General features: G+C 66.0%; 18 protein-coding genes, 2 tRNA genes and 1 pseudogene. 5 read left to right on the forward strand and 16 right to left on the reverse strand.

From position 1 onward, the window contains the following. Positions 1–72: 72 nt before the first annotated feature. A pseudogene (lipA, locus tag KBZ19_RS13845) lies at positions 73–945 on the reverse strand (lipoyl synthase); the annotation flags it as partial. A 67-nt stretch (positions 946–1,012) separates the two neighbouring features. On the opposite strand from lipA, the gene KBZ19_RS13850 reads away from it, so the two are divergent. Next, a tRNA-Pro gene (locus tag KBZ19_RS13850) sits at positions 1,013–1,086 on the forward strand. A gap of 67 nt (positions 1,087–1,153) precedes the next feature. On the opposite strand, the gene cobJ is transcribed toward KBZ19_RS13850, so the two are convergent. Both cobJ and KBZ19_RS13860 read right to left on the reverse strand, forming a co-directional pair. Further along, on the reverse strand, positions 1,154–2,944 hold the full coding sequence (gene cobJ / locus KBZ19_RS13855; protein WP_255101343.1) for a precorrin-3B C(17)-methyltransferase: 1,791 nt from the start codon (positions 2,942–2,944) through the stop codon (positions 1,154–1,156). Beyond that, the gene (locus KBZ19_RS13860; RefSeq protein ID WP_255101344.1) at positions 2,941–4,410 is read right to left on the reverse strand and encodes a hypothetical protein; all 1,470 of its coding nucleotides are present in this window, start codon (positions 4,408–4,410) and stop codon (positions 2,941–2,943) included. Before KBZ19_RS13860 ends, cobJ begins: the two co-directional genes overlap by 4 nt. A 507-nt stretch (positions 4,411–4,917) precedes the next feature. Between KBZ19_RS13860 and psaA the strand changes: the two genes are divergently transcribed. Both psaA and psaB read left to right on the forward strand, forming a co-directional pair. Next, a complete protein-coding gene (psaA, locus tag KBZ19_RS13865; RefSeq protein ID WP_094514341.1) occupies positions 4,918–7,221 on the forward strand; it encodes a photosystem I core protein PsaA in 2,304 nt (767 codons plus the stop codon). Between the two features lie 21 nt (positions 7,222–7,242). Further along, a complete protein-coding gene (gene psaB / locus KBZ19_RS13870; protein WP_094514338.1) occupies positions 7,243–9,456 on the forward strand; it encodes a photosystem I core protein PsaB in 2,214 nt (737 codons plus the stop codon). A 733-nt stretch (positions 9,457–10,189) separates the two neighbouring features. Here the strand turns inward: psaB and KBZ19_RS13875 are convergent. The 5 genes from KBZ19_RS13875 to KBZ19_RS13895 form a co-directional block, all read right to left on the reverse strand. Next, complete coding sequence (locus tag KBZ19_RS13875) at positions 10,190–13,351, reverse strand: efflux RND transporter permease subunit (RefSeq protein ID WP_255101345.1); 3,162 nt, start codon at positions 13,349–13,351, stop codon at positions 10,190–10,192. 205 nt (positions 13,352–13,556) lie between these two features. Further along, positions 13,557–14,048, reverse strand: coding sequence for a photosystem I reaction center subunit XI (locus KBZ19_RS13880; RefSeq protein ID WP_094514333.1), 492 nt, complete (start codon positions 14,046–14,048; stop codon positions 13,557–13,559). Between the two features lie 71 nt (positions 14,049–14,119). Beyond that, complete coding sequence (locus KBZ19_RS13885; RefSeq protein WP_094514330.1) at positions 14,120–14,236, reverse strand: photosystem I reaction center subunit VIII; 117 nt, start codon at positions 14,234–14,236, stop codon at positions 14,120–14,122. A 111-nt stretch (positions 14,237–14,347) separates the two neighbouring features. After that, the gene (locus KBZ19_RS13890; RefSeq protein ID WP_255101346.1) at positions 14,348–15,346 is read right to left on the reverse strand and encodes a glycosyltransferase family 2 protein; all 999 of its coding nucleotides are present in this window, start codon (positions 15,344–15,346) and stop codon (positions 14,348–14,350) included. A 30-nt stretch (positions 15,347–15,376) separates the two neighbouring features. Continuing rightward, complete coding sequence (locus tag KBZ19_RS13895; protein ID WP_399220361.1) at positions 15,377–16,129, reverse strand: NlpC/P60 family protein; 753 nt, start codon at positions 16,127–16,129, stop codon at positions 15,377–15,379. 2 nt (positions 16,130–16,131) lie between these two features. Between KBZ19_RS13895 and KBZ19_RS13900 the strand changes: the two genes are divergently transcribed. Next, a complete protein-coding gene (locus tag KBZ19_RS13900; protein WP_255101347.1) occupies positions 16,132–17,133 on the forward strand; it encodes a serine hydrolase in 1,002 nt (333 codons plus the stop codon). A 35-nt stretch (positions 17,134–17,168) separates the two neighbouring features. On the opposite strand, the gene KBZ19_RS13905 is transcribed toward KBZ19_RS13900, so the two are convergent. Together KBZ19_RS13905 and alr are read right to left on the reverse strand one after the other, a co-directional pair. Further along, positions 17,169–17,257: transfer RNA gene (locus tag KBZ19_RS13905), tRNA-Ser, on the reverse strand. A gap of 18 nt (positions 17,258–17,275) precedes the next feature. After that, a complete protein-coding gene (gene alr, locus KBZ19_RS13910; protein ID WP_255101348.1) occupies positions 17,276–18,502 on the reverse strand; it encodes an alanine racemase in 1,227 nt (408 codons plus the stop codon). 125 nt (positions 18,503–18,627) lie between these two features. Here alr and KBZ19_RS13915 point away from each other — a divergent pair, with 125 nt between their 5' ends. Beyond that, positions 18,628–19,125, forward strand: coding sequence for an HNH endonuclease (locus KBZ19_RS13915; protein WP_255101349.1), 498 nt, complete (start codon positions 18,628–18,630; stop codon positions 19,123–19,125). Positions 19,126–19,179: 54 nt separating this feature from the next. On the opposite strand, the gene prfA is transcribed toward KBZ19_RS13915, so the two are convergent. From prfA to rplQ, 6 genes are all read right to left on the reverse strand, one after another. Then, positions 19,180–20,277, reverse strand: coding sequence for a peptide chain release factor 1 (prfA, locus tag KBZ19_RS13920; RefSeq protein ID WP_255101351.1), 1,098 nt, complete (start codon positions 20,275–20,277; stop codon positions 19,180–19,182). A 103-nt stretch (positions 20,278–20,380) separates the two neighbouring features. Next, complete coding sequence (rpmE, locus tag KBZ19_RS13925; RefSeq protein WP_094514314.1) at positions 20,381–20,659, reverse strand: 50S ribosomal protein L31; 279 nt, start codon at positions 20,657–20,659, stop codon at positions 20,381–20,383. Between the two features lie 8 nt (positions 20,660–20,667). After that, positions 20,668–21,075: a 30S ribosomal protein S9 gene (gene rpsI, locus KBZ19_RS13930; RefSeq protein ID WP_094514311.1), complete on the reverse strand. Its 408-nt coding sequence runs from the start codon at positions 21,073–21,075 to the stop codon at positions 20,668–20,670. After that, positions 21,072–21,524 carry a 50S ribosomal protein L13 gene (gene rplM, locus KBZ19_RS13935; protein WP_094514307.1) on the reverse strand — a complete coding sequence of 151 codons (453 nt, stop codon included), beginning with the start codon at positions 21,522–21,524 and terminating at the stop codon, positions 21,072–21,074. The genes rpsI and rplM overlap by 4 nt, the downstream gene beginning before the upstream one ends. Before the next feature lie 194 nt (positions 21,525–21,718). Next, positions 21,719–22,570, reverse strand: a complete 852-nt coding sequence (truA, locus tag KBZ19_RS13940) for a tRNA pseudouridine(38-40) synthase TruA (RefSeq protein ID WP_255101388.1) — start codon at positions 22,568–22,570, stop codon at positions 21,719–21,721. After that, entirely contained in the window at positions 22,567–22,917 is a 351-nt protein-coding gene (gene rplQ / locus KBZ19_RS13945) for a 50S ribosomal protein L17 (protein WP_094514299.1), read from the reverse strand. The genes truA and rplQ overlap by 4 nt, the downstream gene beginning before the upstream one ends. Positions 22,918–22,943 lie beyond the last annotated feature (26 nt).

The following is a 22,943-nucleotide window of genomic DNA, read 5'->3' on the forward strand; positions in this document are numbered from 1 at the left end:
CTAGCTCCGCGTTGCCGCGAGGGGCTGTGCTGTGCCGCCAGCCCCGGTTTCCTTGCCGAGGTTGCCGTCGCCGCGTGGATGTTCCCGCATCAGCCGCCGCACCTCCCCGGCGTGGTAGCTGCTGCGGGTGAGCGGTGAGCTCACCACCTGCAGGAATCCCAGCTCCCCTTCCCCCTGCTGGCGGAAGGCTGCAAAGGTGGCAGGCTCCACGAAACGCTGAACGGCCAGGTGTATCGGCCCTGGAGAGAGGTACTGGCCGATCGTCACGATGTCGACGTGGTGCTGGCGCAGGTCGGCGAGCACGTCGAGCACTTCGGCGTCGGTTTCGCCCAGGCCCACCATCAGGCCCGATTTGGTGTAAGTGGCTGGCCATTGGTCGTGAACCCGCGCCAGGAGTTCCAGCGAGCGGCTGTACTCGCCCTGAGGACGCACCTGCCGGTACAGACGCGGCACCGTTTCGATGTTGTGGTTCAACACCTCGGGCTTACCTGCCATAACAGCGGCCAGGGCCTCCCAGTTGCCGCAGAGGTCGGGGATCAACAGCTCGATGGTGGTGCCGGGGGAGCGCTGACGCACGGCGGCGATGCAGGCCACAAACTGGCTGGCGCCCCCGTCGTCGAGGTCGTCGCGGTTCACCGATGTGATCACCACATGCTGCAGACCCAGCCGGGCCACGGCCTCCCCCAGCCGTTCCGGTTCGGTGGGATCCAGCGCCCGCACGCTGCGGTCGAAATCGATGTCGCAGTAAGGGCAGGCGCGGGTGCAGCCCGGCCCCATGATCAGGAACGTGGCCGTGCCACCGGCGAAGCACTCGCCGATGTTGGGGCAACTGGCTTCCTGGCAGACCGTGTTCAGCTTCAGGTCGACCAACAGGTCGGCAACCGCGCCGATGCGCTCCCGTTGCGGGGCTTTGACGCGCAGCCAGTCGGGTTTGAGCTGCGACACGGACCCACGCCTGAACAGCCCATGAATTTAGGGGCCCCGGAGCGGCGATCGCCTATCCTCTCCCCATCGGGATGTAGCGCAGCTTGGTAGCGCACTTCGTTCGGGACGAAGGGGCCGCAGGTTCGAATCCTGTCATCCCGACTTTCAACTTCACAGCGTCCGCGGATTTCGCCGCGTTGGCACCGTCAAGGGCAAGATCAACCGTGGCTCAGGCCAGATCAGCCCCGGGGTAACCGCGGGGGGTCACCATGCGGCCGTCCTGAACCCGTGTGGTGCTGTTGCCGATCAGCACCAGCGTGAGCATGTCCACCTCCGCCACCGGCAGGTCCGCCAATCGGTGCAGGCTCACCTGCTCGTCCTGCCGCCCCAGCTGCCGGGCCAGGGCCACCGGCGTGTCGCCGCCCCGCTGTTCGAGCAGCAGGGCGCAGGCCCGGGCCAGTTGCCAGTCGCGTCCGCGCGACCGCGGGTTGTAGAGGGCCACCACGAAATCCCCCGCAGCTGCCCCGCGCAGGCGGGTTTCGATCGTCTCCCATGGCGTGAGCCGATCGCTGAGGCTGATGGTGCAGAAATCGTGCATCAAGGGGGCTCCGGCGCGGGCGGCCGCCAGCTGCAGCGCGGAAATGCCCGGGTGCACCGTGAAGCCGGGTCGGGCCTCGGCCGGCAGGGCCAGCCACAGCTCCAGCGCCAGCCCGGCCATGCCATAGATGCCACTGTCGCCCGATGACACCAGTGCCACCGTCAGGCCTTGCGTCGCCAGCTCCAGCGCCTGGCTGCACCGTTCCCGCTCCAGGGTGAGCTGGCCGTCGCAGCGCAGCTGATCAGGCCGACGCAGTGGTTCCAGCAGGTCGAGGTACAGGCCGTAGCCCACCCAGACCGTGCTCGCCGCCAGTGCGGCACGGGCATCGGGAGTGAGCAGGGCCAGCTCGCCTGGCCCGCTGCCGATCAGATGCAGCTGGCCCCGCCGCGGCGCCCACTGCTCCGCGGCGGCCGCGACCGCCACCGTGGCGGCTCCGCGTTCGTCGCTGCGGCAGCGTTCGATGCGTTTGGCCTGGCGCAGGCAGCCCCCGGGTCCGGCGGCCAGCAGCGCTGCCGCCTCCGCCACGCTGGCTGTGGCCATCTCCCGCGCCACGGCCGCCGAAGGGGTCGGCACCGGCACAACGGCGAGCTCGGCGGCACTGAACAGCCGCAGCGGCCACTGGCGCTCAGCGGCCAGTGCCAGCAGTGCCGGCTCATCCCCTTTGCGGTCGGCGCTGCACAGACCGGCGACGGCCTCCGGCGCCAACCCAGCCTCCTGCAGCGCCGTCAGCACCGCTCGCTCCAGCAGGGTGAAGCTGGTGCCGCGCTCGCAGCCCACCCCCAACCAGAGGCTGGGAGGGTGCCAGCGACAGCCCAGGCCCACTTGATCGCTGATCACCAGCACAGGAGCTGCCGGGTCGGGCACGCCGCTGAGCTGCTGGGCCGCCTCAAGCTCGCGCCAGAGAGGGGAGCCGCTGGTCTGCTGCACCAGTGGCTGCTCCCCCCTGGCCGCTGCCTGCATCAGGCCATTCCAGTCGCCGCTGCCGCGCCGCCATCCCCACGCGCTGCCGAAGCCATCGAGGGCGAGGCGGCCGCTGCCGCTGCTGGCGCCAGTCAGCACGGCCTGGCCGCCCAGCAGAGCCGCCACTTGCAGGCTCAGACGCTCTGCCCCGGCTCCATGGCCGCCCAGCAGCGGGATGGCGAAGCGTCCGGCCGGATCCACCACTACCACCGCCGGGTCCTGGTTTTTGCCCTGCAGCAGTGGCGCGATCAGCCGGGTGATGGCGCCGCAGGCACCCACAGCCACGAAGGAGCGGCTGCTGCCCCACTCCCGCCTCAGATAGGTGCCGCCGGCTTCCTCGGGGCTGGCGATGTCCTGCACCAGCCCGGCCTGGTGCAGCCGCTGAAGCAGGGGCTGGCCGGCAGGACTGAGGCTGAGTCCCCGGCAGGGCAAGGGCAAGGCATCAGGCGTGGGGTCGTTCATGCGCCGAACCTGGCACGCCCGATCGCCGGCGATTCGCCCGCACCGGCGGAGGGGCCGGCTGTCGGTCCGTCGTCGGCATCGCTTTCGCGAGGTGCACCAGGGATGGAGACAATCCCATCTCCAAGAGCTGGCGGGTCTTCCGGCTCGTGTTCTGGTTCGATTTCGGGCCCAGGTTCGTTACCCGTTTTGAGCTGAGTTTCGATTTCGGCTTTGGCCTGACGTTCAGGTTGGCTCTCGAGCTCAGGTTCAGGTGGGGGGGCGTCCTTCTCGGCGATGGATGCTGGCCCCACCTGCTCCCCGTCTGCTAGGTCGGCAGCGGAGAGCGCAGCAGTGTCAGAAGGAGCGGCGAGGCTGGCAGGTTCCGGCTCCTCCGCCTCCGCCTCTGCTTCCTCCTCCGCAGTTCTGGCGCTGGCGCCCGAGCTGTCGCCCGGATCCTGCGGCCCAGGAGCAGACGATTGCCCAGAAGCAGATGACTGCCCCAGTGGAAATGGCTTCCCTGGTGGCGCCGGCGGATTGGGCGGCGCCGGCTTTGCTGGGGAGGTTCCGACCGCTCCGCCCAGCAGGGCCTGCTTCAGCTCAGCGTCATTGAGGGGAGTGGAGGGCCAGCGCGATGGAGCCCCAGCCGTGAGTGTCACCGCCGTCACCAGGCAGTTGAAGGGTGCATTGAGCGGGTCGCCCCTCCCATCAAGCAGTTCCAGCTGGATGGCGTTTTCCCCGCTGGTCAGTCCCTTCAGCCAGATCGGGGTCTGACGGTCCACCAGGAAGCTGTCGCCGTTGAGGGTGATCCGCAACCGCCAGCTGTCGTCGCCGTCGCGCAGGTGTTGCAGGGGGGCATCGAACAGCAGCCAGTCGATCAGCACCGGTTCTGCCTGGATCAGGTCGAAAGGAATGGCCGGAATCAGCTGGGGGCTGGCGGGTTGTGGCACCCCCAGGGGGTTGGCGGCGGCGCGGTGCAACCGGATCTGGGTGCTGGCGCCGGGCGCTTTCACCGCTTCACCCCAGGGGTAGGCGGCGTAGACGCTGATCCGATGGCTGCCCGGGGTGAGCGGCTCCATCGGCACCTTCACTGTGCGCGGATCGGCGGAGTCCTCCTCGCTGCGGCTGGCAGGCGTCGCACCGACCCGGATCGGTGTCTCCTGGTCGCGCTGCACCACCAGATGGGGGCCGGGAGCGTCTGGGTTGGTCCCCGCCAGCGGCCAGTCAGCCACACGCAGCTCCAGGGTCCAGGGGTCGGCGGGAAGAACGGTGTCCGGCGCCGGCGCAACGATCGTCAGCTGCGGGCGATGGGCGCTGAGCACCTCCTTGAGTTGCTCAGTCGGGCGGGGCGGCGCGACTTCGCGCACGGTGCCGCTGGCAAGCGGAGCCGGTGCAGCGGTAGGCGGAGGTGAGCCGGCGTTTCTCCAGCCCCAGCCTCCGCTGAGCAACACGGTGAGGCACAGCAGGCCGGCGCTGATGGTCCGCCCCAAGGCGCGTGAACCCCGCAAGTGCGGCAGCTTCCGGGCAGGCAGGCTCGCCATGACCATCTCGTTGCTCCTGCCCTGACGACGGCCTGGGCATTCTGCTGGCCCATTGGTGAGCGCAGAATCGATGCCGCCCTGAGGACTTGAATCAACGCTCCAACATCCGGAATTGCCGGATAACAAATGGGGGCTTATCCCCGGCATTTCAATGACAAGAATCGGGCGGGAGAGCCCAGTCCCAGACAGGAGAGCCAGGGGATTGAACCTTTGTTACTTCCTCGGCAAACGGCCAGAAGCTCGCCCCTATACTCTCGCCAGCGGTCCCCTCATCGGGGCCCTTGCCCCAGTCGTGGCAACGGGTTTTGGCTTTCGCCACGCCCCTGCCCTCTGGAGTCAACGGCATGGCGGATTCCGATCCGCGGTGCTGTTCGGCCCGCCGGCCAGGTGCCTGCACCCGGCCGGAGCGGTGGACCTCCACCTCCACCTCGACCCCGTCCCTCGAGGAACGTCTCGATGACCATCAGCCCACCAGAGCGTGGGAAAACGGCGAAGGCCATGGTTGACCGGAACCCCGTTCCCGTCGACTTCGATGTTCTCGGTAAGCCCGGGCACTTCGATCGCACCCTCGCCAAAGGTCCCAAAACCACCACCTGGGTTTGGAACCTCCACGCCAACGCTCACGATTTCGACAGCCACACGAGCGACCTTGAAGAGGTCTCCCGGAAGATCTTCAGCGCTCACTTCGGCCATCTGGCCGTCATCTTCATCTGGCTGAGCGGCGCCTTCTATCACGGTGCCCGCTTCTCCAACTACACCGGCTGGCTGGCCGACCCTCTGCACGTCAAACCGAGTGCTCAGGTGGTCTGGCCCATTTTCGGCCAGGAAATTCTCAACGCCGATGTGGGCGCCGGCTTCCACGGCATCCAGATCACCTCAGGTCTTTTCCACGTGTGGAGAGCCTGGGGTTTCACCAGTGAGTTCCAGTTGCTCTGCACGGCAATCGGCGCCCTGGTGATGGCCGGTCTGATGCTCAACGCCGGTGTCTTCCACTACCACAAGGCAGCCCCCAAGCTGGAGTGGTTCCAGAACGTTGAGTCGATGCTCAACCACCATCTGGCCGGTCTGCTCGGGCTGGGGTCCCTGTCCTGGACGGGTCACCTCCTGCACGTGTCCCTGCCGACCACGGCCCTGATGGATGCCATGGATGCCGGCAAGCCGCTGGTGCTCAATGGCAAGACCATCGCCTCGGTGGCGGACATTCCCCTCCCCCACGAATTCCTCAACCAGGACCTGATCGCTCAGCTGTTCCCCGGTTTCGGAGCGGGCCTTTCCGCCTTCTTCACGGGCAACTGGGCCGCCTACAGCGATTTCCTCACCTTCAAAGGTGGGTTGAATCCCGTCACGGGCAGCCTCTGGATGACCGACATCGCGCATCACCACCTGGCGATCGCTGTCCTGTTCATCGTTGCCGGCCACCAGTACCGCACCAACTGGGGCATCGGCCACAGCATCAAGGAGATCCTTGAGGGTCAGAAGGGCGATCCCCTGCTGTTCCCCGCACCCAAGGGTCACGACGGCCTGTTCGAGTTCATGACCACCTCCTGGCATGCCCAGCTGGCGGTCAACCTCGCGCTGTTCGGTTCGCTCACGATCATCGTGGCGCACCACATGTATTCGATGCCCCCCTATCCCTACATCGGCATCGACTACGCCACCCAGCTCTCGCTGTTCACACATCACATGTGGATCGGCGGATTCCTGGTGGTGGGTGCTGGCGCTCACGCTGCCATTGCCCTGATCCGTGACTACGACCCTGCCCAGCACATCGATAACGTGCTTGACCGGGTTCTGAAAGCTCGTGATGCCCTGATCAGCCACCTCAACTGGGTGTGCATCTGGCTTGGCTTCCACAGCTTCGGCCTCTATATCCACAACGACACCATGCGTGCCCTGGGCCGTCCCCAGGACATGTTCAGTGACACCGCCATTCAGCTGAAGCCCATCTTCGCTCAATGGATTCAGGGCCTGCACGCCGCTGCAGCCGGCACCACCGCGCCCAACGCGCTGGCCGGTGTGAGCGAAGTGTTCAATGGCGCTGTTGTTGCTGTGGGTGGCAAGGTGGCTGCCGGCCCGATCCCCCTGGGAACGGCCGACTTCATGGTCCACCACATCCACGCCTTCACGATCCACGTCACCGTGCTGATCCTGCTGAAGGGTGTGCTTTACAGCCGCAGCTCCAGGCTCATCCCCGATAAGGCGAACCTGGGCTTCCGCTTCCCCTGCGACGGCCCCGGCCGTGGCGGTACCTGCCAGGTTTCGGCTTGGGACCATGTGTTCCTCGGCCTCTTCTGGATGTACAACTCCATCTCGATCGTGATCTTCCACTTCAGCTGGAAGATGCAGAGCGATGTGTGGGGCACGGTGAATGCGGACGGCAGCGTTCAGCACATCACCAATGGCAACTTCGCTCAGAGCGCCATCACCATCAATGGCTGGTTGCGGGATTTCCTCTGGGCGCAGGCCGCTCAGGTCATCAACAGCTACGGCACCTCTTCCAGTGCTTATGGCCTGATGTTCCTGGGTGCTCACTTCGTCTGGGCTTTCAGCCTGATGTTCCTGTTCAGCGGCCGCGGCTACTGGCAAGAGCTGATTGAGTCCATCGTCTGGGCTCACAACAAGCTGAAAGTGGCTCCGGCCATCCAGCCACGTGCTCTGAGCATCACTCAGGGTCGTGCCGTGGGCGTTGCTCACTACCTTCTGGGCGGTATCGCTACCACCTGGGCCTTCTTCCTGTCCCGACTCATCGCGGTCGGCTGACCTCACACCTGACCTTTCCCAATGGCAACGAAATTTCCTTCGTTCAGCCAGGGTCTGGCACAGGACCCGACGACCCGCCGTATCTGGTACGGCATCGCCACGGCTCACGACTTCGAGAGCCATGACGGGATGACCGAGGAGAAGCTTTACCAGAAGCTCTTCTCCACCCACTTCGGTCATCTGGCCATCATTGGCCTCTGGGTTTCCGGCAACCTGTTCCATATCGCCTGGCAGGGCAACTTCGAGCAGTGGGTCGCCGATCCGCTGCATGTCCGTCCCATCGCTCACGCGATCTGGGATCCTCACTTCGGCCAAGGGGCCATCACCGCCTTCACTCAGGCGGGTGCCACCTCTCCTGTGAACATCGCTTATTCCGGCCTGTACCACTGGTGGTACACGATCGGAATGAAGACCAACGCCGAGCTTTATCAGGGTTCCATCTTCATGATGATCCTGTCGGCCTGGGCCCTGTTCGCTGGCTGGCTTCACCTTCAGCCCAAGTTCCGGCCTTCCCTGGCCTGGTTCAAGAACGCTGAATCCCGTCTGAACCACCACCTGGCTGTTCTGTTCGGCTTCAGCTCCATCGCCTGGACCGGTCACCTGGTCCACGTGGCGATTCCCGAAGCCCGCGGTCAGCACGTCGGCTGGGACAACTTCCTCAACGTGCTGCCCCACCCCGCCGGTCTTGCTCCGTTCTTCACCGGCAACTGGGGTGTGTATGCCGAGAACCCCGACACCGTCAACCAGGTGTTCGGTACCGCTGAGGGATCCGGCACCGCGATCCTCACCTTCCTGGGCGGCTTCCACCCCCAGACTGAGGCGCTCTGGCTCACGGACATTGCCCATCACCATCTGGCGATCGGCTGCATCTTCGTGATCGCCGGTCACATGTACCGGACCAACTTCGGAATCGGTCACTCGATCCGCGAGATCCTTGATGCTCACAACCCCCCCAAGGGCACCCCTGGTGACCTCGGCGCTGGGCACAAGGGCCTCTACGACACCGTCAACAACTCGCTCCACTTCCAGCTCGGTCTGGCCCTGGCTTCGCTGGGTGTGGTCACGAGCCTGGTGGCGCAGCACATGTATGCCATGCCGTCCTATGCGTTCATCGCCAAGGACTACACGACGCAGGCTGCTCTCTATACCCACCACCAGTACATCGCCATCTTCCTGATGGTCGGTGCCTTCGCTCACGGTGCGATCTTCTTCATTCGTGATTACGACCCCGAAGCCAACAAGAACAATGTTCTGGCTCGGATGCTTGATCACAAGGAAGCTCTGATCAGCCACCTCAGCTGGGTCTCCCTGTTCCTCGGTTTCCACACCCTCGGCCTCTACGTCCACAACGACGTGGTCGTGGCGTTCGGAACCCCCGAGAAGCAGATCCTGGTGGAGCCCGTGTTTGCCCAGTTCGTGCAGGCTGCCTCCGGCAAAGCCATGTACGGAATGGATGTGCTGCTCTCGAACCCCAGCAGTGCCGCCAGCCTGGCTTCGGCCAACATCCCTGGTGATCACTTCTGGCTCGATGCCATCAACGGCAACACCGATGTGTTCCTGCCCATCGGCCCTGGCGACTTCCTTGTGCACCACGCCATCGCGCTTGGCCTGCACACCACCACCTTGATTCTGGTCAAAGGTGCTCTGGACGCCCGTGGTTCCAAGCTGATGCCCGATAAAAAGGACTTCGGCTACTCCTTCCCCTGCGACGGCCCCGGCCGTGGCGGCACCTGTGACATCTCTGCTTGGGACGCCTTCTACCTGTCGGTGTTCTGGGCTCTGAACACGGTGGGTTGGGTCACCTTCTACTGGCACTGGAAGCACCTGGCGATCTGGCAGGGCAACGTGGCTCAGTTCAACGAATCCAGCACCTATCTGATGGGCTGGTTCCGCGACTACCTCTGGCTCAACAGCTCCCAGCTGATCAACGGGTACAACCCGTTCGGGTCGAACAACCTGGCCGTCTGGTCCTGGATGTTCCTCTTCGGTCACCTGGTGTGGGCCACCGGCTTCATGTTCCTGATCTCCTGGCGCGGTTACTGGCAGGAGCTGATCGAAACCATCGTCTGGGCACACCAGCGCACCCCGCTCGCCAACCTGGTGGGCTGGCGTGACAAGCCTGTCGCTCTCTCGATCGTTCAGGCCCGTGTGGTCGGTCTGGCGCACTTCTCCGTTGGCTACGTGCTCACATACGCAGCCTTCTTGATCGCATCCACCTCCGGCAAATTCGGCTGACCCTGCGGCCAGCCTGATCTTCGAGGGACGATCCTCTTTCACCCCCGGGTCTACCCGGGGGTTTTTTCATGCGCCTCACTTCCGCAGTTGCGCACGGCTGGCCATGGTGGAGAGCAGCCTGACCGACAGCGCTACGGCCTCGTCCTGGCAAAGCCCCATGTGTTCAGTCCAGTCCAGTTCAGCTCAGTTCAGATCCGTTGAGTTCAGTGCGGTGTGGTCCAGCGCTGTCCTGGGATGACCAAGCACTGTGAGGGTCGATGGGAGGGGCGACCCGCCACGCACTGAGGACCATGGACCCAGCAGCCTTCAGCCGCACGCGGCTCCACTCAGTTGCATGCATCTGGATTCATCTGCAGCAAGTCGGGCCGGACGTTCGTTGGTCTCGTGATGGAGGAGCGTTGAGTGGGAGAGCCGAGGCGGGTTTCGAATGAGCGTGGCGGATGTCCGGTCTGCGTTTGTTCAGCTCCGCATCTTGACAGCCTTGTTTGTATCAGCCTGGTGCACGATCAGCTTGCTTCCCATCAGCTCGGTCTTCTACTGGTCTTGCTTGGAAAGATCCAGGCAGTATCGCGCCAAGACAGAAGTGCGAAAGTCGGGGCTTCTCCTGGCCAAGTCTGGCCGGCCGGGAAGTTCTTTTCAGGGCTGGTTCAGTTTTCGGGGTCCACCTCAGGGTCATGAGTCTCCAGCCCCGGACCATCCAGGCGCCTGGGGTCTCAAGACCAATCCCTTGCTCTCAGCCTTGCCGGGAATCGGTCGCCGCTGATGTGAGTTTTCGCTGGGGCCACCACTTTCTTCCCTCCAGCAGCTTCATCTCCAGGTACATCACCGGCACCACGAACAGGGTGAGCAGCGTGGACACCAACAAGCCGGAGAACACCACGGTGCCGATGCTGATCCGGCTTGCTGATCCGGCGCCGGTGGCGAACACCAGCGGCAGAAAACCAACCAATGAGGACACCGCGGTGAGGAGAATCGGTCGCAGGCGACTGATGGCCGCTTCTTCGATCGCTTCTCTCAGGCCAACTCCCTGCTGGAGCCGCTGGTTGGCGAATTCCACGATCAAGATCCCGTTCTTCGCTGCCAGGCTCACCAGCACCAGCAAGCCCACCTGGGCATACACATCCAGGAACAATCCTCGGCTGGCCAGGCCAACGAGCGCCCCGAGCATGGCGAGTGGCACGGTCACAAGGATGATCAGGGGGTCGAGAAAGCTCTCGTAGAGACCGGCCAACACCAGGTAGACCACCACCACGCCGAACACGAACAGCGTCAGCGTTTTGCCGCCCGCCTGCTGTTCCTCGCGCGCCAGCCCCACCCACTCCAGATCCGTCAAGGCGTTCCCCATGTCCTGTTGGATGGCTTCGAGGCGAGCGATCGCCTGCCCGGTGCTGAGCCCGGAGCGCGGCACGGCCTGAATCGTGATGGACCGCGACAGCCGGCTGCGGTTGATGGTGGTGGGGCCCGTGGACTGCTCGATGCGCACAACCTCACGCAAGGGGATCAGGTCACCGGCGCTGCTGCGCACCTGCAGGGCAAGCACATCATCTGCTGTGTTCCGACTGCTCCCGTCGAGCTGCACCACCACACGGCGCACACGGTCACTCTCGAAGGTGTCGTTCACGTAGCGGCTTCCGAAGCTGGAGCCCAGCGTGTTGACCACGGTGTTGAGCTCAACCCCCAGCGAGGCCATGCGCAGCCGGTCGGGCAGTAGCCGAAGCAGTGGGGCGTCCGCGCTGAAGCGCGTGCTGACCCGCTCAAAGTCGCCGCTGGCATTGGCGGCTGCGATGAAGCGGCGGGTTTCCTGCTCGAACGCCGCCAGGTCAAGCCGTCCCGCACTGACGTCGAGCATTTCCAGCTCCAGACCCCCTTCGCCACCGAAGCCGCGCACCGTTGGCGGCACGCTCACCTGCACCGCCGCGTCTGTGATCTCTGCCCGCAGCCGCCGTTCCAGCCGTCGGGCCACCGCCACGTTGCTGTTTTCACGGCTGGTGCCCCGTTCGCTCATCTCCTTGAGCCGGATGAAGAAGATGCCGCGGTTGGGGGCGCTGTCGCCGAAGGAACGCCCGGCATAGAAGTTGGCGATCCGAACCATCGGCTCTTCCACCACCCGTTCCCGCACCTTTTCCAGCACGGCTTCTGTGGCCTGGATCGAGGCACCACCCGGCAACATCACCACGCCCCGGATCTGGCCCTCGTCTTCCTGGGGGATGAATCCGGTGGGCAGTTGCCCCAGGCCCCAGACCGCCAGCACGATGCCCCCCACCAGCCCCAGCAGCACGAGGCGCCGGCGACGAAAGCTGCGCTCGAGGGCACGACCGTAGTGATGGCCGAGGCGCTCCAGCCACACCTGCGGCTTGTGCAGCAACCTTCTGAGCCGGGCCGGCTCCTGCCAGCCATGGGCAAGCAGCCAGGCCGCCGCCACCGGTGTGAAGGTGAGCGCATTGATCGTGGAGAACAAGATCGTGGCGCTGATCGTGATCGCGATCGGTTGGTAGAGCCGGCCGACGCTGCCGGCCATGGCCAGCACCGGCAGAAACACCGCCACCAGCACCAGCGAGGTGGCGATCACAGCTCCGCCCAGCTCCTCCATGGCGTTGCGTGCGGCCATCGCCGGTGATTCGCCCTGCTCGAGTCGCCGGCTGATGTCTTCACTCACCACGATCGCGTCATCCACCACAAGTCCGGTGGCCAGCACCATGCCGAACAGGCTCAGCGTGTTGATCGAGCTGCCGGTGACCCACAGGAGGCTGAGGCTGCCGATCAGGGCCACCGGCACGGCCACGGCCGTGACAACCGCCAGCCGGCTGTTGCCGAGGGCCAGCAGCAGCACCACCAGCACCAACACCACAGCGTCCCGCAGGCTGGCGGTGGTGAGGTCGATGCTTTCCCGCACGGTGTCGGCCACATCGACGATCCGCTGCACCTCCACCCCGGGTGGAAACTGATCGGCCAGCCGATCAAGGCTGGCATTGACGGCATCGCTCACTGCCAGGGCGTTGCTGCCATCGCGCTGGAAGATCTGCACGGCCACCACCGGATCCCCTTTCAGGTTCATGCCGGTGCTCTCAAAACTCTCGAGGTCGAGATCCACCCGCCCCACGTCCTTGAGCAGCACGACGCCACCATCGGCGGTCCGGCTCACCACCAGTTGCTCCAGCTCGCGCACGCTGCGCAGGCGCCCTTCCATCTCCAGTGGCAGGGTGATCTGCTGGCCGGGGGGGCTGGGGGCGTCGCCCACCTGACCGAGAGCAGCCAACACGTTCTGCTCGGCCAGGGCGCGCTCCACATCAAGAATGGTGAGCTGACGCTTTTCCAGCTCCACCGGATCCAGCCACAGCCGGAAGGCGAGATCCCCCCCGCCGAACGCGGTGACGTTGCCCACGCCCGGAACCCGCTGGAGAGAATCACGCAGCTGTTGATCCACCCAGCCGCTCAGGAACGACGGCGTGTACATGCCTTCCTTGGCGCTGAAGCCCAGCACCATCAGCAGGTCGTCGGAGCTGCGGCGCACCTGCACCCCCAGCCGCGACACCTGCGGGGGCAGCTGACGGTTCGCCAGAGTGGCTTCGTTCTGGGCGTTGATCTGGTTGAGCTCGGGATTGCCGCCCTCAAAGGTGAGCGTGATCGTGCTGCCGTTCGCCGAGCTGCTGGAACGGATGCTTTCGAGGCGCTCGAGGCCGTTGAGCTGGCGCTCCAGTGGGGTGGTGACGCCCTGCTCCACGGCGAGGGCGCCGCCGCCGGGATAGCTGGCGCGCACGCTCACCCGGATGGGTGCGATCGGTGGCAGGTTCTCCACCTGCAGGGCTGGCAGGGAGATCGCTCCCGCCAGCAGGATCAGCAGGGTCACCACCAAGGTGAGCACCGGCCGGCGCAGAAACGGACCAGACACCGACATGGACCCGATCCCGCAACTCAAGCCTGTCGTTCAACAATCCTTACAGAAACTGCCCCCGCTCCGGTGCCGTTTCGGCACGTGCCAGGTTGCTGGCGCTGCTGCTCCTGCATCGGAGCCAGTGCCGACCTGATGCCAACCTTGGTTCCGGCCATGAAAAAGCCCCGCCTGGGCGGGGCTTCAAGGTGAACGCTGAAGACTCAGCGCATCAGTTCACACTCCAGACGCCACCGGCGAGATTGGTGAGCGGAGCCACCAGAGCGGTACCGGCCAGGAACCAGGCGAAGGCGGCGCCGCCGCAGCCACCGAGCCAGAAGCCGCTGGCGAACTCAGCCCAACCGGCCTTGGTGAAGAGGTCTGCGGGGGGATTGTCGATCGTGGCGTCGGGGGGCTGCACGTTGGGGCCGGTGCCGGCGGTGCCGTAGATCGACAGGCAGACCGTGAGGATCGAAACCAGACCGATCGTGGCCAGCAGGCCGGCGGTGCTGGCGTACTCGGTGAGACGCAGCGGCCCGGTGAGGGCGAAAGGCCCATAGAGGAAGAAACCGTGGGCCATGCCCACTTCAAGGCCACGCCGGTTGGGGGACAACGCCGGACGGTAGGCGGGCAGCGCGTTCAGGAACGCCTTGGTGAAGTAGCTGCTGTTGATCGGGGTGGCCAGGTTGCCGACGGTGGGGTCGGCGACGGGGTGGACGGTCATGAGGTGAAGCGAGCGAAGGGGAGGCGAACGGGCGGAGCGAAAGACCGGCGGGCGTTGACCCGTGCACCGGTTCAGTCGCGGGCTTCGATCACGTTGAACAGCAGGGCCATGGCGACAGCAGGACCGAGGATTCCCACCAGAGGCACGAACACCGACGGCAGCCAGGCAGCTACGAATTCTCCAGTCATGGCGTGGGCCAATACAGCAACCGCCGGTACTGTAAGGATCGCTTTCGGCCAGGCTCAGAAGCCTGCACAGGGCGACATAAAAGTTCAATCCGGCAGGGACAAACCCATCGCTCAGGCCGGGCCCACCGCTGCGGCCAGCTCAGCGCCACGGGGCCCCTTGAGGGTCTGCCGCACCCGGTAGATGGGCCGCCCCTGGCTTTCGTGATAGGTGCGCATCTGCAGCTCCGCCAGCAGCCCGAAGCAGAACAACTGGATGCCGGCCACGATCGCCAGCACCGCCACCAGCAGCAGGGGACGATTGCCGATATCGGCATCGAGGAAAACCTTCTCGCCCAGCAGGTAGAGGCTGATCAGCAGGCCCACCGCCAGGGAGGCCAGCCCCCCGAACCCGAACACGTGCATGGGACGGGTGAGGAACCGCTTCATGAACCAGACCGTGAGCAGATCCATCAGCACCCGGAAGGTGCGATCGATGCCGTATTTGCTGCTGCCGAAGCGCCGTGGATGGTGGTTCACCTTCACCTCGGCGATTCGGGCGCCCTCGATGAACGCGAGCGCCGGAAGGAAGCGATGCAGCTCGCCGTAGAGGTTCATGTCGGCCACCACTTCACGGCGGTAAGCCTTGAGCGAGCAGCCGTAATCGTGCAGGCGCACCCCGGTCACCCGCGCGATCAGCCGGTTGGCGATCAACGACGGCAGCAGCCGTTGCACGGCAGCGTCCTTGCGCAGGTGCCGCCAGCCGCTCACCAGGTCGTAGCCGTCCTCCAGCCGCTCCAGCAGCAGTGGGATATCGGCCGGATCGTTCTGCAGGTCTCCGTCGAGGGTCACGATCATGGCGCCGGTGCTGGCATCGAAACCCGCCGCCATCGCAGCGGTCTGGCCGTAGTTCCGCCGCAGCAGCACGGCCACCAGCTCCGGCACGCGCGCGGCCAGCCCGGTCAGCACCTCGGCGGTGCGGTCGGTGGAGCCGTCGTCGACGAGCACCAGTTCGAAGGGCCGCCCCAGGGGACGCACGGCGCGTAGCACCTGCTCCACCAGCGGTGGCAGGCTTTCTTCCTCGTTGTAGAGGGGGATCACCACCGAGAGCTCCAGCCGGAGGGGCGCGCTCATGGGGCTGGCGGAAAGAGGTGAGCCTGCAACTTACGGGAGTGGGCTGCCGTCATGGCAGTGGACCACCCTGCCGGCGCCCCGCAGTTCCCGGCGGTAGTGGCTGGCCACCGGATGCGTGTCCCAGGGGGCCAGCTGGTCGATGCCCAGACCGTTGCGGCCGTGGTCGCGTCCGGAGCTGTGCAGATAGCGCCCGGAGCCCAGGTGCAGTCCCACATGGGTGCAGCGTTGCGGACGGCCGAAGAAGATCAGGTCCCCCGGTCGCAGCAGCGTCAGGGTGGAGGGGCTCACCGCCACCGGCTGGCAGAACCGTTCCTGTTGATAGGCGTCACGAGGAATCCAGATCCCCGCCTGGGCAAACGCGCTCTGGATGAACCCGGAGCAGTCGTAGTGGGGGCCGGTGGTGCCTCCCCAGAGGTAGTGGTTGGGGTGGGCGGCAGCGCCGGCCGCAAATGCCAGCACCTCAGGCAGCCGGGCCTGGATCGCTGCCGCCGTCAGCAGCCGCGGCAACGGACGGGCTGCCGCTTCCGCCCTGCCGGCCAGTTCACCCGCGTCCAGCCAGCAGCCGTAGCCGTCTTCGAGCAGCCGCACCCGCAGCCTTCCCTCCGGCGGCGTTGCTGCCTGGAGCACCTCCAGGCAGCGCCCTGCCGCGGCCTGGGTGGCGAGTCCCGCCCCGCTGGGGCGGCTGTACCCGTCCAGCGGGGCCAGCAGGCGCCAGCGGCTGCCTGTTACCAGCAGTTCCGCCGCTGCGGGAGTGCCTAATCTCACCATTGCTGTGGCCGACATCGATGGCGTTCTACCGCCCGGATGGGGCCATGGGCACGATCCTGCAGGAGCGGCTCCGCGAACTGGAAGGGCAGGCCCGGCCCGGTCTTGCCGATCAGCTGGCCGTCACCTGGCTGCGGTACGAGACCTCCTTGATCGGCCAGGCCGATGGGCTTGATCCGGCGACGTTCTGGGCCCTGCCGCCGGCCGGAGCGAGCTGGGCGGGCGGCCGCTCCGTCTACCCCGCCAGCGTGGTGAAGCTCTTCTATCTGGCGGCGGCGGAAGCCTGGCTGCAGCGCCAGTTGCTGGAGGAGTCGCCGGAACTGCGGCGCTCCCTCGCGGACATGATCCGTGACTCGAGCAACGACGCCACCGGCTATGTGGTGGACATGCTGACCGGCACCACCAGCGGTCCGGACCTGCCTCCGGCCGCTCTGGACGCCTGGATGGCGCAACGTCAGCTGGTGAACCGCTGGTTCGCCCGCTTGGGCTGGCCCGAGATGGAGGCCTGCAACCTCTGTCAGAAGACCTGGGGCGATGGTCCTTACGGGCGTGAGCGCCAGTTCTACGGACCCGATCGCGCCAACCGCAACCGGCTGAGCAGCGATGCCACTGCCCGCCTGCTGCATGCCGCCATGGCGGGCGCCTTCGTTTCGCCCCTGGCGAGCGCCCGCATGCGCGAGCTGCTGCGGCGCTCGCTCGATCCAGCGCTGCGGGCGGCGGATCCGGAGAATCAGGTGGATGGCTTTCTCGGTGAAGGGCTGCCGTTGTCCGCCCGGCTCTGGAGCAAGGCGGGCTGGATGAGTCAGGCCCGCCACGATGCTGCCTATGTGGAAATGGAGGGCCATCGGCCCTTCCTGCTGGTGGTGTTCAGCGAGGGGCGCGAGCGGGCGCAGGATTCCCGCCTCTTGCCCCAGCTGGCTGCCGGCCTGCTGAAAGCCAGCGCGCTGGATCCAGAGGTGTGGCCTGCCGATGCAGCGGCCGCCACTGAGCAACAGCGCCGAATCAGGCCCACGCTTCAGTAAGCCAGAAGCGGCGCGGGAGCTGCAGAACCAGGGAACGGAGAGGGAGGGATTCGAACCCTCGACAGAAGTTGCCTCCTGTAACTCCTTAGCAGGGAGCCGCTTTCAACCACTCAGCCACCTCTCCAGGGGCTGGCAAAGCTTATCAGCGCCTGTGACAGGCCTCCTCGGGACGGAGCCGCGGTAACCGATGCTTGAAGCCGCAGAGGATCTCCCAGGGGATGGTGCCGCAGGTGGCGGCCCAGTGCTCCGGACCGATGCGAATGTCCCCGTCGCAGCCCAGCAACGTCACCACCGATCCCACGCGCAGCTCGGGTTCGTCGGTGGCATCGATCAACAGCTGATCCATGGTGATCGCACCCACCTGGCGCAGCCGGTGGCCCGCGAACAGCACCTCCATGCGGCTGGAGAGGGAGCGCGGCACGCCATCGGCGTAACCGATCGCCACCACCGCCAGGCGGCTGGGCCGCGGCGCGCACCATTGGTGGCCGTAGCTCACCCCCACGCCGGCTGGGACATCGCGCAGCAGGGTGACCCGGGCACGAACCCCCATGGCCGGCTCCAGCTGCACCTGCGTGGCCAGATGGGGGGCAGGCGCATGGCCGTAGAGCGCCAGGCCGACCCGCACCAGGTCGTAGTGGAGGGAAGGCCCGCGCAGGCTGCCGGCGGAGTTGGCGAGATGACGCAGGCCGGTGGCCAGCCCGCGGTTCGCGGCCTGGCACAGCACGCATTCGAACCGCTCCTGCTGCTGGCGCGTCAGATCGGAGCCGCCGGCGTCAGGGGCATCGGCATCAGCGAGATGGGAATACAGCCCGGCCACCTCGAGGTGGTCGAGGTCATGCAGCGACTCCAGCAGCTGGGCACCCACGCGCCAGTCGACCCCCAGCCGGGCCATGCCGGTGTCGAGCTTGAGATGCACCGCCATACGGCGACCGGTGCCTGCCGCCAGGCGGTGGCTCAAGCTGGCCTCCTCCAGCGTGCTGATCGTGGGCATCAGCTGCCAGTGCAGGCAGCTGTGAAGCTCTTCGGCGCCCACCAGATTGCCCATCACCAGGATCGGTGCCTTAACTCCCCGCTGCCGCAGATCCACACCTTCCTGCAGGGTGGCCACCCCGAGTGAGCTGGCACCGCCGGCCAGCGCCGCCTGCGCCACGGGCAGGGCGCCATGGCCATAGCCATCGGCCTTGACAACGGCCATCAACGCGCAGCCGGGGCTGAGAAAGCGCTGCAACCGGCTGGCGTTGCGCTGGATTGCCGCAGCATCCACCTCCACCCATGCTCGCTGGGTGGGATGCAGACCGCAAGCGAGCGGGGCGTCGGTGGTGGAGGGAGTGGCGGAGGGGAAGGAAGGAGCGTCGGAAGCGGGAATCATCCGGGCGAGGGCGTGGCAGGGAGCCGCGTAGAGCGAACCTGGAGCGGATCTGAAGCAGGACCAGAAACTCCCATTAGCATGCCGCCACGCAGGAGGTCTGGCATGCCTCCCCTCGACAGAGCGTCGTGAGACAGGTTCTCGTACTGAACGCCTCCTATGAGCCGTTGAACATCACGACCTGGCGTCGTGCCACGGTGATGGTGCTGAAGGGGAAGGCGGAAGGCCTCGAACACGACAGCAGCCGCATCCTGCGGGACGATCTGCTGCTGCCATCGGTGATCCGGCTGCGCCAGTTCGTGCGCGTGCCCTTCAAGGAGCTGCCCCTGACCCGCCGCAATGTCTTTCAGCGCGACGGCCATTCCTGCCAATACTGCGGCTATCAGGGCGATCAGCTGTCGATCGATCACGTGATCCCCCGCAGCAGAGGAGGGGGCGACAGCTGGGAAAACGTGACCACCGCCTGTCTGCGCTGCAACGTTCGCAAGGGCAACCGCACCCCGCGCGAGGCCTCCATGCCACTGGCAAGGGTGCCGCGGCGGCCCGTGAGCACCCTCTACTTCGAGGCCACACGCCAGATCCGCTCCGGCCGTCGCGAGTGGGCCAAGTATGTGATCGGGGCCTGAAGCCGGCGCCAGACAACGGACCTCCCGCTGATGGGCCAAGCAGCCCATCAGTGTTCACGCCGCTGCGTCAGCCGCCAGCTGCTCCAGTTGCCGGCGTTGATCGGCGGCGATGCAGGCCGCAATCACTTCGCCCAACTGGCCCTGCAGCACCGCCTCGAGCGCGAAGTTTCGGCCGAGCCGGTGATCGGTCACCCGGTTGTCTTTCACGTTGTAGGTGCGGATCTTTTCGCTGCGGTCGCCGCTGCCGACCTGGGCCCGTCGCTGCGAACTTTCGGCTGCGGCCGCGGCCGCCAGTTCACGCTCCAGCAGCTTCGCCCGCAGGATCGCCAGAGCCCGCTCCCGGTTCTGAAGCTGGGAGCGCTCCTGGGTACAGAAGACGCGAATGCCGGTGGGTTTGTGGAGGAGATCGACGGCGGTCTCCACCTTGTTGACGTTCTGTCCGCCGGCGCCCCCTGAGCGGGCCGTGCTGATCTCCAGGTCGCCGGGGTCAAGCTGCACTTCCACTGGATCCGCTTCGGGCATGACGGCCACGGTGGCGGTGGAGGTGTGCACCCGCCCCTGCGACTCGGTGGCGGGAACCCGCTGCACCCGGTGCACGCCGGCTTCGTACTTCAGCTGGCTGTACACCCCATCCCCACGGATCGAGAGGATCACCTCCTTGTAGCCACCGAGATCGGCTTCAGACGCGCTGACGGGCTGCACCTGCCAGCCGAGCATCTGGGCATGGCGTTCGTACATCCGGGCCAGGTCCCCGGCCCAGAGCGAGGCTTCGTCGCCGCCGGCGCCGGCGCGGATCTCCAGCATCACGCTGCGCTCATCGCGGGGATCGCTTGGCAGCAAGGCGAGGGTGAGGCGTTCCTCGGTGGCACCGATCCGGGCCGTCAGGCTCGCCAGCTCTTCCTGGGCCATCAGCTCCAGTTCAGCATCGCCGCGGCTCTCCTTCAGCAGTTGGCGGGTCTGGGTCCACTCTCGCCGCAGCTCGTTCCAGCAGGCGTAATCGAGCACCAGCGGTTCGAGCCGTGACCGTTCGCGGGCCAGGTGCTGCAGCTGGGCCGGATCGGCGGCCACCGCCGGATCGGCGAGTTGCCGCTCCAGGGTGGTGAAGGTCAGACGGACGGCTTCCAGACGTTCGGCGAGGAAGGCAGGGTCCATGGCAGCGGGTGGCGCGCTCAGCAAAAAGCCGGATGCCCTGGAGCATCCGGCCGTGGGTGTGAAATCAGCACGGTGCCGGGTGGGAGGCCAGACCGGCAGGGTCTCAAGCGTCGGCTGCAGGGGTTTCGCTGACTGCTTCGGCCGCCGGTGCTGTGGCCTTCTTGGCGCTGTCGGTGCTGGCCATGCCGTACTTGCGCATGAAGCGGTCGACGCGACCTTCGGTGTCGAGGATCTTCTGGGTGCCTGTGTAAAAGGGGTGATTGCCGCTCCACACGTCGACGTTGAGCTCGGGATGAGTGGAGCCGGTGGTCATCACCACCTCTCCGTTGCAGATCACCTTGGCATCGGGGTACCAGGTGGGATGGATGTCGCTCTTGGGCATGACGTGGATCAGCGCTTGGAGAACTGGGGAGCCTTGCGGGCTTTCTTGAGGCCGTATTTGCGACGCTCCTTGGCCCGGGGGTCGCGGCTCAGGTGGCCTTCGGTCTTCAGCGGTTTGCGGTTGTCTGGGGAGAGATCACAAAGCGCACGGGCAGCCCCCTGCTTGATCGCATCGGCTTGCCCAGTGAGGCCGCCGCCTTTGACATTGACCAACAGGTCGTAGTCGGTGGACAGCCCCAGGGTGTCGAGGGGTGCTTTGACCGCAGCGAGGTAGCTGGGGTTGTAGTTCAGGTAGTTGTCGCCGGGGCGGCCATTGATCGTGATGGCGCCGGTGCCGGGCACCACGCGCACACGGGCGACGGCTGTCTTGCGGCGGCCGGTTCCCCAGTAGACGACGCGATTGGTAGAGGTGCTCATCGGGCGGAAGCGGAAGGATCGAGGGCCAGGGGCTGGGGCTGCTGAGCGGCGTGCGGATGCTCGGCACCCTTGTAGACCTTCAGCTTGCGGAACATCTGCCGACCGAGGGCGTTGTGGGGCAGCATCCCCTTGATCGCCTTCTCAACGATGCGCTCAGGGAGGCGAGCCTGCAGGGCGGCGAAGGTTTCGGTTTTCATGCCGCCGGGGCGGCCGGAATGGCGCCGGTAGATCTTCTGCTCGGGCTTGTTGCCGCTCACACGCACCTTGTCGGCGTTGACGACCACGACGAAATCGCCGGTATCAAGGTGAGGGGTGAAGGAAGGGCTGTTCTTGCCGCGCAGCACGCTGGCCACCTCGCTGGCCAGACGGCCGAGCGTTTGATTCTCTGCATCAACCAGGTACCACTGGCGATCAAGGGAATCAGGAGAGGGGACGGAGGTCTTGTTCATTGCACCGGCAGGCCGGACGGAGGGATTGCGCCATCCCGCTGAATGGGGGGGCTGGACAGGAGGGAGGTGGCCCTGTTGTCTCCGCATGGAGAGAACGTTGAGCCCATCGCTGATCCGGAGCCTAGACCGTCGCCTTCTCCAGCTCCTGGGTGAATCCCTTGGAGGCGGCCGCGAAAGGCCCGCTGGACTTGGTTTCAGGAGCTGGGCGAAAGAGGCGAAAACTCCGGCGGATCCTGGCTTCTCAACCTGAATCGCGGTTGGCAATCATACCATGCGCTCATGGGGAAGATTGGCTGTGGGTACCCAACCCGCAGCAGGCAAAGGCCCTGGGGCGGAGCCGCTTCCTTCACCTCAGCGCGCGCACCGGTGCGCCAACGGTGCTCGAACTGCTCGAGGCTGAGCCGGCCCTCGCCGAGAGCCACAAGCTGGCCCAGCACCAGGCGCACCATGCCGTACAGGAAGCCACTGGCCTGGATCTCCACGGTGATCAGGTCGCCGTCGCGTTCCAGGCTCACGTCCTGAACGGTGGTGCGGGCATGGGGGCGGCTGCTCCCGGCCCGCTGGAAAGCGGCGAAGTTGTGGGTGCCGAGCATTCCTTCCAGCGCGGCACGCATCCGGTTCTCATCGAGCCGGTGGCGGTAGCGATGCCAGGTGAATGGCGCCAGGAAGAGGTTGGGAGTGCGCCCGTTGTAGAGGGTGTAGCGGTAGCGCCGGTAGGTGGCGGAGAAGCAGGCGTGCCAGCTCTGAGTCTGCTCAGAGGCAGCAAGCACGCGGATGGTCGCAGGTAAGCGTCCGTTCAGCGCGGCGGGCCAGCGCTCGGCAGGAATCGGGCCTGTGGCATCGAAATGCACCACCTGACCTGCGGCATGAACACCTGCATCGGTGCGGCCTGCCGCAACTGTGGAGGGTGACGGTGGGGGCTCAAGCGCAGCAATGGCCTGGTCCAGGGTGCTCTGAACACTGGACTGATGAGGCTGCCGTTGCCAGCCGTGATAGCAGGAGCCCTCGTACTGAAGACAGAGGGCGATGCGGCGCGGCGTTGTCAGACCAGCTCGATGATGGCCATCTCGGCGTTGTCGCCGCGCCGGGGCACCGTGCGGATGATGCGGGTGTAGCCACCTTGGCGGTCGCCGTAACGCTCCTGGGCCTTGTCGAAGAGCGAGTGGACAAGTTGCTTGTCGAAGATGTAGCCCATGGCCCGGCGGCGGGCCGCCAGGGTGCCCTCCTTGGCCAGGGTGATCATGCGCTCGGTCTCGTCACGCAGGGCCTTGGCCCGGGCCTTGGTGGTGGTGACGCGGCCTTCGCGAATCAACTGGGTGGTGAGTCCGCGCAGCAGTGCCTTGCGTTGGTCAGCTGGGCGACCAAGAAGGGGGACTCGGCATTGGTGGCGCATGGTTCCGGGGTGGTGTACGTCGAAGG

This window comes from Synechococcus sp. L2F, from assembly GCF_024345695.1.
Lineage (GTDB): Bacteria > Cyanobacteriota > Cyanobacteriia > PCC-6307 > Cyanobiaceae > MW101C3.

What these genes read in the sequence shown, in the direction of transcription:
- cobJ (WP_255101343.1), bottom strand. Translation starts at nt 2,944, where the DNA reads ATGAACGACCCCACGCCTGATGCCTTGCCCTTGCCCTGCCGGGGACTC.
- psaA (WP_094514341.1), top strand. Translation starts at nt 4,918, where the DNA reads ATGACCATCAGCCCACCAGAGCGTGGGAAAACGGCGAAGGCCATGGTT.
- psaB (WP_094514338.1), top strand. Translation starts at nt 7,243, where the DNA reads ATGGCAACGAAATTTCCTTCGTTCAGCCAGGGTCTGGCACAGGACCCG.
- KBZ19_RS13875 (WP_255101345.1), bottom strand. Translation starts at nt 13,351, where the DNA reads ATGTCGGTGTCTGGTCCGTTTCTGCGCCGGCCGGTGCTCACCTTGGTG.
- KBZ19_RS13880 (WP_094514333.1), bottom strand. Translation starts at nt 14,048, where the DNA reads ATGACCGTCCACCCCGTCGCCGACCCCACCGTCGGCAACCTGGCCACC.
- KBZ19_RS13885 (WP_094514330.1), bottom strand. Translation starts at nt 14,236, where the DNA reads ATGACTGGAGAATTCGTAGCTGCCTGGCTGCCGTCGGTGTTCGTGCCT.
- KBZ19_RS13890 (WP_255101346.1), bottom strand. Translation starts at nt 15,346, where the DNA reads ATGAGCGCGCCCCTCCGGCTGGAGCTCTCGGTGGTGATCCCCCTCTAC.
- KBZ19_RS13895 (WP_399220361.1), bottom strand. Translation starts at nt 16,129, where the DNA reads ATGTCGGCCACAGCAATGGTGAGATTAGGCACTCCCGCAGCGGCGGAA.
- KBZ19_RS13900 (WP_255101347.1), top strand. Translation starts at nt 16,132, where the DNA reads ATGGCGTTCTACCGCCCGGATGGGGCCATGGGCACGATCCTGCAGGAG.
- alr (WP_255101348.1), bottom strand. Translation starts at nt 18,502, where the DNA reads ATGATTCCCGCTTCCGACGCTCCTTCCTTCCCCTCCGCCACTCCCTCC.
- prfA (WP_255101351.1), bottom strand. Translation starts at nt 20,277, where the DNA reads ATGGACCCTGCCTTCCTCGCCGAACGTCTGGAAGCCGTCCGTCTGACC.
- rpmE (WP_094514314.1), bottom strand. Translation starts at nt 20,659, where the DNA reads ATGCCCAAGAGCGACATCCATCCCACCTGGTACCCCGATGCCAAGGTG.
- rpsI (WP_094514311.1), bottom strand. Translation starts at nt 21,075, where the DNA reads ATGAGCACCTCTACCAATCGCGTCGTCTACTGGGGAACCGGCCGCCGC.
- rplM (WP_094514307.1), bottom strand. Translation starts at nt 21,524, where the DNA reads ATGAACAAGACCTCCGTCCCCTCTCCTGATTCCCTTGATCGCCAGTGG.
- rplQ (WP_094514299.1), bottom strand. Translation starts at nt 22,917, where the DNA reads ATGCGCCACCAATGCCGAGTCCCCCTTCTTGGTCGCCCAGCTGACCAA.